This is a genomic window from Streptomyces sp. NPDC079141, assembly GCF_040686775.1.
Taxonomy (GTDB): Bacteria; Actinomycetota; Actinomycetes; order Streptomycetales; family Streptomycetaceae; genus Streptomyces.
The window spans coordinates 60,259-70,878 of the sequence record NZ_JBFBLP010000021.1 but is presented as its reverse complement, the minus strand read 5'-3'; the positions used below and the strand labels follow the sequence as shown (position 1 = coordinate 70,878).

General features: G+C 70.7%; 10 protein-coding genes. 6 read left to right on the top strand and 4 right to left on the bottom strand.

The window, feature by feature from the left end; translation table 11 throughout:
- Nucleotides 1–7 precede the first annotated feature (7 nt).
- The 5 genes from AB0Q90_RS37005 (at nt 8) to AB0Q90_RS36985 (ending at nt 4,132) form a co-directional block, all read left to right on the top strand.
- Complete coding sequence (locus AB0Q90_RS37005) at nt 8–250, top strand: hypothetical protein (RefSeq protein ID WP_363165068.1); 243 nt, start codon at nt 8–10, stop codon at nt 248–250.
- Nucleotides 251–266: 16 nt separating this feature from the next.
- Nucleotides 267–1,517, top strand: coding sequence for a metallophosphoesterase (locus tag AB0Q90_RS37000; protein ID WP_363165069.1), 1,251 nt, complete (start codon nt 267–269; stop codon nt 1,515–1,517).
- Between the two features lie 18 nt (nt 1,518–1,535).
- A complete protein-coding gene (locus tag AB0Q90_RS36995; protein WP_363165070.1) occupies nt 1,536–1,877 on the top strand; it encodes a hypothetical protein in 342 nt (113 codons plus the stop codon).
- Nucleotides 1,878–2,082: 205 nt separating this feature from the next.
- Complete coding sequence (locus tag AB0Q90_RS36990; RefSeq protein ID WP_363165071.1) at nt 2,083–3,639, top strand: ABC transporter substrate-binding protein; 1,557 nt, start codon at nt 2,083–2,085, stop codon at nt 3,637–3,639.
- Nucleotides 3,640–3,736: 97 nt separating this feature from the next.
- A complete protein-coding gene (locus tag AB0Q90_RS36985) occupies nt 3,737–4,132 on the top strand; it encodes an ATP-binding protein (protein WP_363165072.1) in 396 nt (131 codons plus the stop codon).
- A gap of 10 nt (nt 4,133–4,142) precedes the next feature.
- Here AB0Q90_RS36985 and AB0Q90_RS36980 read toward each other — a convergent pair whose 3' ends face one another.
- Complete coding sequence (locus AB0Q90_RS36980; protein WP_363165073.1) at nt 4,143–5,570, bottom strand: HAMP domain-containing sensor histidine kinase; 1,428 nt, start codon at nt 5,568–5,570, stop codon at nt 4,143–4,145.
- Complete coding sequence (locus AB0Q90_RS36975; RefSeq protein ID WP_363165074.1) at nt 5,567–6,253, bottom strand: response regulator transcription factor; 687 nt, start codon at nt 6,251–6,253, stop codon at nt 5,567–5,569. The genes AB0Q90_RS36980 and AB0Q90_RS36975 overlap by 4 nt, the downstream gene beginning before the upstream one ends.
- A 168-nt stretch (nt 6,254–6,421) precedes the next feature.
- On the opposite strand from AB0Q90_RS36975, the gene AB0Q90_RS36970 reads away from it, so the two are divergent.
- A complete protein-coding gene (locus tag AB0Q90_RS36970; RefSeq protein ID WP_363165125.1) occupies nt 6,422–8,803 on the top strand; it encodes an MMPL family transporter in 2,382 nt (793 codons plus the stop codon).
- 5 nt (nt 8,804–8,808) lie between these two features.
- Here AB0Q90_RS36970 and AB0Q90_RS36965 read toward each other — a convergent pair whose 3' ends face one another.
- Nucleotides 8,809–9,531, bottom strand: a complete 723-nt coding sequence (locus AB0Q90_RS36965; RefSeq protein ID WP_363165075.1) for a TetR family transcriptional regulator — start codon at nt 9,529–9,531, stop codon at nt 8,809–8,811.
- Between the two features lie 23 nt (nt 9,532–9,554).
- Nucleotides 9,555–10,532, bottom strand: coding sequence for a peptidase (locus AB0Q90_RS36960; RefSeq protein ID WP_363165076.1), 978 nt, complete (start codon nt 10,530–10,532; stop codon nt 9,555–9,557).
- Between the last annotated feature and the right edge of the window lie 88 nt (nt 10,533–10,620).

The following is a 10,620-nucleotide window of genomic DNA, read 5'->3' as shown; positions in this document are numbered from 1 at the left end:
TGAACGTATGAAGCTCAGCCGCCCCGTCTCCTGGTTCCTGCTCGCTTTCGGGGTGTGGAGCTGGTTCATCTGGATCACTTTCGTCAAGAACCTCGTCAAGGACGGCAGCGGTCTCGCGTTCGACGACGCGGGTGACCCGACCGCGTACTTCTGGGTGCACCTGCTGCTCGCCGTCGTCTCCTTCGTATTGGGGACGGCCGTCGGGGCCATCGGGTTGCGCGGGGTGCGCGCATTGCGCCGGACGTCATAGCAAGGGATACGCCTCAGTGGTCTTCGTCTTCGTACTCCTCGCCCTCGGCGTCCTGGTGACCGCCAACTGGTACCTGTGGCGACGCCTGTTCCGTGACACGACCAGCGGCCCCGGGTGGGTGCGCCGCGCGGGCGTGGGCGTCGTCGCGGGCGGCTGGGCGCTGGCGATCGGCGCCCTCGTGGCCGAGCGCACCGGCGCGCCCTTCTGGCTCCAGCGGACGCTGGCCTGGCCCGGCTTCCTGTGGCTCGCGCTGTCGGTCTACCTGCTGGTGGCGCTGGTCGCGGGCGAGGCCGTACGACCGCTGCTGCGACGTTTCCTCGAACGCCGGGCGCGGGCGAAGGCGCAGGCCGTCCCGGTCGCCGTACCGCAGCCGGAGCCCGTACCGGTGGGGGCGCCCGCCGAGGAGTCCCACGAGCCCGAGCAGGCACCCCTGCTCGCCGCCCCCTCCCGTCGCCTCTTCGTCTCCCGGGTCATCGGCGGCGCCGCGGCCGCCGCGGCCGTCGGGACCGTCGCGGCCGGGACGTACGGCGTGCTGAACGGGCCGGGCGTGAAGCGGGTGACCGTGCCGCTGGCCAGGCTCCCGCGCGCGGCGCACGGTTACCGCATCGCGGTGGTCAGCGACATCCATCTGGGCCCGGTTCTCGGCCGGGGCTTCGCCCAGAAGGTCGTCGACACCATCAACGCCACCCAGCCCGACCTCATCGCGGTCGTCGGCGACCTGGTCGACGGCAGTGTGAAGGACCTGGGCCCGGCCGCGGCACCCCTCGCCGGGCTGAAGGCCCGCCACGGCACGTTCTTCGTCACCGGCAACCACGAGTACTTCTCCGGCGCCGAGCAGTGGGTCGAGGAGGTCCGCCGGCTCGGCATGCGCCCGCTGGAGAACGACCGCACCGAACTGCCGTGGTTCGACCTGGCCGGAGTCAACGACGTGGCCGGCGAGGACGAGGGCCAGGGCCCCGACTTCGCCAAGGCGCTCGGCGACCGGGACACGGCACGCGCGTGCGTGCTCCTCGCCCACCAGCCCGTCCAGATCCACGACGCCGTCGAGCACGGCGTCGACCTCCAGCTCTCCGGCCACACCCACGGCGGCCAGCTCTGGCCCGGCAACCTCATCGCGTCGGCCGCGAACCCGACTCTGGCGGGCCTGGAGCGGTACGGCGATACTCAGCTCTACGTCAGCCGGGGCGCGGGCGCGTGGGGTCCGCCCACGCGGGTCGGGGCCCCGTCGGACATCACGGTGATCGAACTGGCCTCCAGGCAGGCCTGATCCGGGGGAGCGCGCCGCATGCCCGAGGTGTCCCTGCTGCGCCTGGCCCGCACCAGACCCGTGCTGTTCGCCGCCCTGGAGACGCTGCTCACCGGTGCCTGCGCGCTGGGCTGGTTCGCGTTCGCGGCGCTGCTCCGGCTGGAGGGCGGGGCCCATGCGCCGCAGGACCCCCTCTCCGCGCCCGCCGGCGTCTTCTTCGTGCTGGCCTGTGCGGCCGCCGCCTCGCTGGTGCTCACCTGGGCGCTGCGCTGCCTGCCGTCCCGCCTGCTGCGGCGGTTCGTCGACCGGCTGATCCTGGTCCGCGCGGGGGCCGCCGTGGCCGTGTGCCTGGGCGCGCTGGTGTTCGCGATCGCATATTGAGGGCGGCGGTCAGCACCCCCTGCGCACGCCCCCGCCGATCTCTGTGAACGTCCTGTGTAACTTACCGATAACGCCCGTCGGTAAGTTCTTTCCCATCTGGGCCAAACCCTCTTCCCCCAGGTGAAACACGTGTGATTAGGTGTCGGCGCCGCTTAGGGGAGTGGCATATGCACAGGTGGCCCGTACCGGGCCTGGGGAGGGAACCATGCGCTCCGTTCGCATGCGGATTCTTGCGACGCTGCTGGTCCTGGCGGTCGTGGGAGTGGGCGGTTGGCAGTTGCTGCCGTCCGAGAGTGAGGACAAGGGGACCATCACGGTCGGGACGACGGACGCCGTCACGTCGCTCGACCCGGCCGGCGCCTATGACGCCGGATCCTGGGCGTTGTTCAGCAATGTCTTCCAGTCTCTGCTGACCTTTGAGCCGGGCGGCGCCAAGCCCGTGCCGGACGCGGCCGAGAGCTGCGGGTTCGTCGGCGCGGAACTGCGCACGTACCGCTGCGAACTGCGCGAGGGGCTCACGTTTCCGAGCGGGCGCGAGATGACCGCCGAGGACGTCAAGTACTCCTTCGACCGGGTCGTGGCGATCGATTCGGAAGTCGGTCCCGCCTCCCTCTTCGACACGCTCGACAAGGTGAGCGCGAGCGGACTCACCGTCACCTTCAAGCTCTCGTCGGCGGATGCCACCTTCCCGCTGAAGGTGGCCACCGGGGCGGGCGCGATCGTCGACAGCACCAAGTACCCTGCCGACGACCTGCGCACCGACAACGCCGTCGACGGCACCGGACCCTACGAGCTGTCGTCGTACGCCGAGGGCGGCAAGGCGGTCCTCGCGCCCAACACGCGGTACCAGGGCGCCCTGGCCGAGACCGGCCGGCCCGTCGAGCTGCGCTACTTCGAGGACGCGGACGCGCTGAACAGCGCCTGGAAGGACCGGCGGATCGACGTCGCCACCCGGCAGCTGCCGCCCGAGGTGCTCGCCGACCTCAACCCCAGCGACCCCGATCAGCGGGTCTCCGAGGCCGACAGCTCCGAGGTGCGCAACCTGTACCTCAACACCCGCGCGGACTCCCCGCTGCACGACACCCGGGTCCGCCAGGCCATGGCCTGGATGGTCAACCGCGAGAAGCTCGCCGCCACCGTCTACCAGGGCACCGTCGACCCGCTGTACTCGCTGATCCCGACCGGCATCACCGGCCACACGACGTCATTCTTCGACGCCTACCCCGAGCAGAACACGCAGAAGGCGCGCGAGCTGCTCACCGAGGCCGGGGTGAGCCTCCCGGTCCGCTTCACCTACGGCTATGCCACGGGCCGCGGTGCCGCCGAACAGGAGGCCGCCGAGCTGAAGAAGCAGCTGGAGGCGGGCGGCCTGTTCGAGGTGACGGTCAAGGGCTACGAGTGGACCGACTTCCAGCAGCGGTGGGCGAACGCCAAGCTCGACGCGTACGGCGTCGGCTGGGTCGCCGACTTCCCCGACCCCGACACCTACGGTGGCCCGCTCGTCGGCACCAAGGGCACCATGAACACCGGGTACAGCAGCAAAACCGTGGACCGGCTCATTCAGGACAGTCAGCAGCATGCCGACCGCACTGAGGCGACCGACGACTTCCGCGATGTGCAGGTGGCGATCGCCCGCGATGTCCCGGTGATCCCGCTCTGGCAGGCCAAGGAGTACGTCGTGAGCAGCGAGGACGTCGGCGGTGGCCAGTATCTGTCGGACGGGACCGGCGTCTTCCGTCTCTGGCGTCTCACCTGGATCTGACGCGAACTCGCTGCCTTGACAGGGGCTCCGGGTGACATTGGGGGCGCGCTCCGCGCAGCACCATGTGTGGGTGGTGTGCACGGGGTGAGGAGCAAACGTGTTGAGACGCAACTCCTTCCGGCTGCCCGGACACCCGGCCTCCGTCGGTCTGGCTCGGCGCCGGGTGCGCGACCATCTCGCCGACTGGGGGCACGGGCCGGGGGATCCGGCGCGGGACGACGTGGTGCTTGTGGTGTCCGAGCTGGCCTCGAACGTCGTGCTCCACGGTTCCTTGACGGAACGGGAGTTCGAGGTGGCCGTGACGGTGCTGGCGGACGGGTCCTGTCTGGTCGAGGTGTCCGACGAGGGGGTGGGCGAGCCTCGGTTGCGGGAGGTGGGGGAGGACGCGGAGAGCGGGCGGGGGCTGCATCTGGTGGAGTACGTGGCGGCGGCCTGGGGGATCTGGCAGAGGGGGGCCTCCGGGGGTAAGACCGTATGGGCTGTGGTGCGTTGACGGGTGCGGCTCAGGTGGGGATCGTCACCGTTGCCTTCAAACCCTCGCCCGGGGCTGTCTCCACGGCCACCTCGCCGCCGTGGGCCCGCACCACCCCCTGCACTATCGCCATCCCAAGACCGCTGCCCGCGCCTCCCCCCGCCCTGAAAAAGCGGTCGAAGATGCGGGTCGCGTCCTCCTGGCAGAGCCCCGGCCCCTCGTCCTCGACCCGCAGTCGTACGACGCCGTTCTCGCGTGCCACGCCCAGCCGGACCGGGGTGTCCACAGGCGTGTGGGTGCGGACGTTGGTGATCAAGTTGCCGAGGACCTGGCGCAGGCCGGACTCGTCGGCGTGGATCAGCAGGGCGCCCTCGGCGTCGACCGTGACGGGGCGTTCCGGCTGCTGTACGCGCAGATCCTCGGCGGCGTCACGGACCAGGCGGCTGATGTCGACGTTGCGGAACCGGAGTTCGGGCTGCTGGTCGAGGCGGGCGAGGCAGAGCAGTTCGTCGACCAGCCGGCCCATGCGGTCGGCCTCCGTCATGACCCGCTCCCAGGCCCGCTTGCGCTGGTCGGGGTCGTTCAGCATGCCCTTGTCGTACAGCTGGAGGTAGCCGCGGATCGCGGAGAGCGGGGTGCGCAGCTCGTGGGAGGCATCGGCCACGAAGCGGCGCAGCTGGGCCGCGCTGTGCTCGCGCGTCCGGTACGCCGACTCCACCTGGTGGAGCATGGAGTTGAGGGCGAGCCGGAGCTGTTCCACCTCCCGGGTGGGGTGGTGGCTGGAGGGCACTCTGCGGGTCAGGTCGCCCTCGGCGATCGCCGACGAGGTCTCCACCATGTCCTCCAGCGGCCGCAGCCGGCGGCGCACGCTGAACAGCGTCAGGCACGCCAGCAGCGCCAGCAGGAGGGTGCCGAAGGCGAGATCGAACTTCAGGGCCTTGCCCATGCCCTGGTGCAGGGCCTCGGTCGAGGCGGCGATCAGCACGATCGTGCCGTCCGACAGACGCGCCCCGGCCATCCGGTACGACTCGCCCTGCACGCGCGCGTCCCGCGGTTCCTGGGCCGCGGCGACCGCGGACGGGTCCTCGGCCGCCGCGGCGAGCGCGCGCTGGCGCGGGGTCGGGTTCAGCGGGCCGAGGGCCACCGGGCGGCCGGCGGCGTCGACCGCGACGTACACCATGTCCGGGCTCGGCAGTGCGTTGGCGTCGTCGCCGGCGAACTGGTCCAGGGCGATGCCCACTTCGCTCAGCGACTCGATCTGCTTCAGGCTGAACCCGGCGCTCTGGAGCGTGACGCGCGAGGCCAGCAGCTCGGAGTCGATCTTGTCGAGCAGATAGTGCCGCGCGGTCATCAGGCTGATCGCGGTCGCCATGACGATGCCGAGGGCGAGCAGCGCCACGTTCGCCAGTGTCAGCTTTGCGCGCAGCGAGTGGATGCCGCGCTTGCCCGGCACCCTCATGCCAGCCCGTATCCCACGCCCCGCCGGGTGGTGATCACCGGCGGTCCCAGGGCGTCGAGCTTGCGCCGCAGATAGCTGATGTACGTCTCCACGACGGTCGACTCGGCCGGGGTGTGCTCGTACTGCCAGACATGGCGCAGGAGTTGCTCCTTGGGCACGATCCGGCCGCCGTTGCGCACCAGGAAGCGCAGCAGGGCGTACTCGGTGGGGGTGAGCTCGACCGTGCGGCCCGCGCGGTGCACCGAGTACGTCGTGTCGTCCAGTTCCAGGTCGGCGTAGCGCAGCGGCGGGCGCTGGGGGAGGACGTCGGCGGGGCGGGTGCGGCGCAGTACGGCGGTGACGCGGGCGATCACCACGTCGATGTCGAAGGGTTTGGTGATGTAGTCGTCGCCGAAGCCGAGCGCGCCGACGATCTCGGCGGGCGAGTCGCGCGCGGTGAGGAAGACCAGCGCCAGTTCGGGCCGCTGTTCGCGCAGTTGGCGGCCGAGGGCGCGGCCGTCGCCGTCCGGGAGCATCACGTCGAGCAGGGCGACGTCGGGGCTGGTGCGACCGGCCAGCGCGAGGGCCTCGCGGACGGTGCCCGCGGTCATCACCTCGAACCGGTGGTAGCGCAGGGCGATGGCGAGGACGTCCGCGATGCTCTCCTCGTCCTCCACGACCAGCACGGTGCCTGGAGCCGTCATGCCCCCAGTATCCGTACCGGCACCGGCAGTCGGGCCGGTTCCGTGCTTTGGAGTTGCTTGAGAGTCGAGCCCGTTGCATGTCCCTGCCCGAGGGCCGCCGTCGATTCTGTTGTCCAGGACCTGGGGGACCGACCGACGACCGATGAAGGAGCGTTGAGCGTGGCGACATTGGCACGGTGGTGCTATCGGCACCGGCTGGTGGTCCTGTTGCTGTGGGTGGGCGCGTTGTTCGGCCTGGGCTTCGGCGGATCCGCCGCCGGCACGGACTACGCGAACGTATTCGAGCTGCCGGACACGGACTCCAAGCACGCGTACGACCTGATGGAACGGGCCTTCCCGGAGCGCGCCGGTGACATCGACACAGTGGTGTGGAAGGTGGACGAGGGATCCGTACGGGACGAGGCCGTACGGTCCCGGATCGAGCCGGCTCTTGAGGAGATCGGCGCCATGGCCGGGGTCGGTGAGGTCACCGAACCCCGGGTGAGCGAGAACGGGCGGATCGCGTACGCCGAGATCACCTTCAAGGAGCAGGCCAACGCCATCCCGAAGGAGATCGTCGAGGACATCGTCGACACCGCGCAGGCCGCCGAACAGGACGGCCTCCAGGTCGAGTTGGGCGGTCAGGCGATCGCCCGCACACAGGAGCCGCCGGCCGGTACGGCCGAGGCGGTCGGCATCTTCGCCGCGGCGATCGTGCTCTTCCTCGCCTTCGGCTCGCTGTTCGCGATGCTGCTGCCGATCGTCGTGGCGATCGCGGGCGTGGGCACCGGCATGCTCTCCACGATGCTGCTCAGCCATGTCACCAACGTGCCCGAAGTGGCCCCGCTGCTCGGCTCGTTGATCGGCCTCGGCGTCGGCATCGACTACGCCCTGTTCATCGTCACCCGGCACCGGCGCGGCATCCTGCGCGGGGCCGAGCCGGAGGACGCGGCGGTGACGGCCCTCAACACCTCCGGCCGTGCGGTGCTGTTCGCGGGCGGCACGGTGTGCATCGCGCTCGCCGGCATGCTGGTGATGAACATGCGCTTCCTGGACGGCGTGGTCATCGCGACCTCGCTGACCGTGGTGCTCAGCGTGCTCGCCGCGATCACCCTGCTGCCCGCCCTGCTGGGCCTGCTCGGCATGCGGGTGCTCGGCCGCCGGCAGCGGCGCCGGCTGGCCGCCAAGGGGCCCGAGCCGGACGAGGCGAGCGGGCTGGCGGCGCGCTGGTCGACGTACGTCCAGAAGCGGCCGCGGTCGATCGCGGCGGGCGCCCTGGTCGTCATGGTGGTCCTCGCGCTGCCCGTGCTCTCGCTCCGGCTCGGCGCCACCGACCAGGGCAACCACCAGGAGTCGACGACCACCCGGCAGGCCTACGACCTGCTGGCCGAGGGCTTCGGGCCCGGCTTCAACGGGCCGCTCCAGGTGGTCGTGGAGGGCACCGCCTCCGATTCGCTGGTCCGCAGCATCGAGTCGACCGAGGGCGTGGCCCAGGTCGCCGCCGCGCCGCCCGCGAACGGTGTGTCGGTGATCCAGGTAGTGCCGACGACGTCACCGCAGTCCGAGGACACCGACCGGCTGATCGACCGGCTGCGCGACGACGTGATCCCGGCCGCGGACGTCGACGCCCATGTGGGCGGTGTGACCGCGGTGTTCAAGGACTTCGCGCAGGTGACCGGTGACCGGCTGCCGTACTTCGTCGCGGCGATCATCGCGCTCGGCTTCCTGCTTCTGCTGGTGGCCTTCCGCTCGCTGGTCGTGCCCCTCACGGCCGCGCTGATGAACCTGATCGCGGCGGCGGCGTCCTTCGGTGTCCTGGTGGCGATCTTCCAGTGGGGCTGGGGCACGGAGCTGATCGGCATCGGCAAGGAGGGCCCGATCACCTCGTTCCTGCCGGTCATCATGCTCTCCCTGCTCTTCGGCCTGTCGATGGACTACCAGGTGTTCCTGGTCAGCCGGATGCACGAGGAGTGGGTGCACACCAAGGACAACGCGCGCGCGGTCCGCGTGGGCCTCGCGGAGACCAGCCGGGTCATCAACTGCGCGGCGCTGATCATGATCTGCGTGTTCTCCGCGTTCGTCCTCAGCGGCGACATGGAGGGCGCGATGGCGGGCGTCGGTCTCGCGGCGGCGGTGGCGCTGGACGCGTTCATCCTGCGTACGGCGCTGGTGCCGGCCGCGATGCACATGCTCGGCAAGGCCAACTGGTGGCTGCCGGCCGGGCTGGAGAAGCGGCTGCCGCACCTGGCGGTGGAGCCTCGCGAGGAGGCCGAACCGGTGGTCTCCACGGAGGGCTCGGCCTCGGTCGTGCACGGGTTCATCCGTACGACGGACGGCGAGCCGGTCGAGGGCGCGGCGGTCACGCTGCTGTCGAAGGGCGGACGCCAGCTGGACCGGGTGACGTCCCTGGCGGACGGCTCGTACATCGTCTCGGTCCCGTCCCCGGGCACCTATCTGCTGGCGGCGACGGCCTCCCCGTACGGATCGCGGGCACAGCACGTGGTCGTGGACGGGGAGCCGGTGGTGTACGACGTGGAGCTCGCCGAGGGCGAGGTGGACGCGGTCAACTGAGGTGACTACGGCTTCCTGCCGGGGTTCGGCATCACCTTCGTCATCCCCGGCAGGAAGTCCGTGAACAGCTCGTGCACCTCGCGCACCAGCGGGCGCAGCACCCGGAAGCGGGCGAGGGCCACCCCGCGCGCGGTGAGGCGGGCGCCGCGCGCGGCCAGCTTGTAGCTGCGCTCGCGTCCTGCGGTGCGGTCGAAGATCCAGTAGAGCACCAGGCCCATCTGGGAGAGCCACATCAACTCCGGGAGCACATCCCGCAGATCGTCGGGGACCTTGGTCTTCGTCGCCCCCGCCAGCACCTCGCGGTGGACCTCGATCGCCTCCACGCGCGCGTGCTCCGACTCCGGGGAGAACGGGCTGAGCGGGCTGTCCGGGTCGGCGGCCGTCTTGAAGAACTGGACCGCGAACTCGTGGTACGGCGTGGCCACGTCCAGCCAGGCCTTCAGCACCCCCGCCAGCCGGGCCTCCAGGTCCGTCTCGCGGGCCAGGACCTCCCGGACCGCCGCCTTGTGCTCGGCGGCGATCCGGTCGTAGAAGCCCTGGATCAGGTGCTCCTTGCCCTCGAAGTAGTAGTAGGCGTTGCCGACGGAGACTCCCGCCTCCTTGGCGATCGCCCGCATGGTGGTCTTGTCGTAGCCGCGCTCCTGGAACAGCCGCATCGCCGTCTCCAGGATCAGCGCGCGGGTCTGCTCGGACTTGCTCGGTTCGGGGCTGTCGTTCTTCGAGGGCACGGAGCGAGACTAACCAGTGCGGTTCAGGACGACTGCGCCGCCTGGTACAGGTTCTGCGCGTCGGCGCCGAAGTACGGGCCGTACATCCGGTTGGGGAAGAAGTTGTACTTGAAGCTGTTCACCGAGGACAGCAGGCCGGTGCCGGTGGACTCGTTGAACTGCGTGAACCACGGGCCGCCGCTGGAGCCGCCGGTCATGTTGCAGGTCATGCCGTGGTCGTTGGAGAACAGGAAGTCCCGGCTGGTGTTGCCGGAGCAGTAGATGAACTTCTCGCCGTCGTAGGGGGAGGCGGCCGGGAAGCCGAAGGAGTACATCGGCAGGTTGTAGCCGGTGTTGAAGGCGAGGCCCTGTCCGCCGACGACATCCGTCAGCGCCTGTCCGTTCAGCGGGGCGACGACGGCGGCGCCGACGTCGTAGTTGATGTCCTCGCTCGCCGTCCACTGGGGTGTGGACAGGGTCTTGGACGCGGTCCACCGGCCGTAGGGCGCCTGTCCGTCGTGGTAGCCGGGCACGAAGACCCAGTTGGTGTGCCAGGCCCCCTCCAGCTTCACGCAGTGGCCCGCCGTGATGACCGTGCTCTTGTTGGCGCTGGTGACGGCGTTGCCGGAACAGGACGCGGTACGCCCCTGGTAGGTGAAGAACACGCGTCCCGCGGTGGAGACGACCGCGCCGCCGCCGGTCCACGCGCCGCCGCCGTTCGGGAAGGCCTGGATGCCGACGTCGGTGGGCGCGGTGGCCGGGACGGTGGACTTCGCGCCCTTGGCCGGCGCGGAGCCGCTGCGGCCGCTCACGGAGAGCAGGTCCAGCGGCTCGGCCGCCCGCATCCGCGCGGGCGTCCAGAACGCGGCGGCCTTCTCCCGCGCCGCCGCGGTGACCGAGCGGACGCCGGTGTCGGGTGCCGGCGCGGGTGCGGCGCTCGCCGGCACGGCCAGCGCCCCGGCGGTCAGCAGCGCGGTGACGCCGACGAGGAGGGAGCGGGGTATCCGGGGTGTGCCTCTCACGCGTACTCCTTCTGTGAGGGGTGCGGAGTGGATCGAACCGTCTCGCAGCGTCCCACCTGAGCCGGATTTTGGAAGGGTGCATGCCAAA

Bases quoted from the DNA above. Each gene is read 5' to 3' on its own strand.
- AB0Q90_RS36980 (WP_363165073.1), bottom strand. From the start codon at position 5,570: ATGAGGGTGCCGGGCAAGCGCGGCATCCACTCGCTGCGCGCAAAGCTG.
- AB0Q90_RS37005 (WP_363165068.1), top strand. From the start codon at position 8: ATGAAGCTCAGCCGCCCCGTCTCCTGGTTCCTGCTCGCTTTCGGGGTG.
- AB0Q90_RS36975 (WP_363165074.1), bottom strand. From the start codon at position 6,253: ATGACGGCTCCAGGCACCGTGCTGGTCGTGGAGGACGAGGAGAGCATC.
- AB0Q90_RS36990 (WP_363165071.1), top strand. From the start codon at position 2,083: ATGCGCTCCGTTCGCATGCGGATTCTTGCGACGCTGCTGGTCCTGGCG.
- AB0Q90_RS36995 (WP_363165070.1), top strand. From the start codon at position 1,536: ATGCCCGAGGTGTCCCTGCTGCGCCTGGCCCGCACCAGACCCGTGCTG.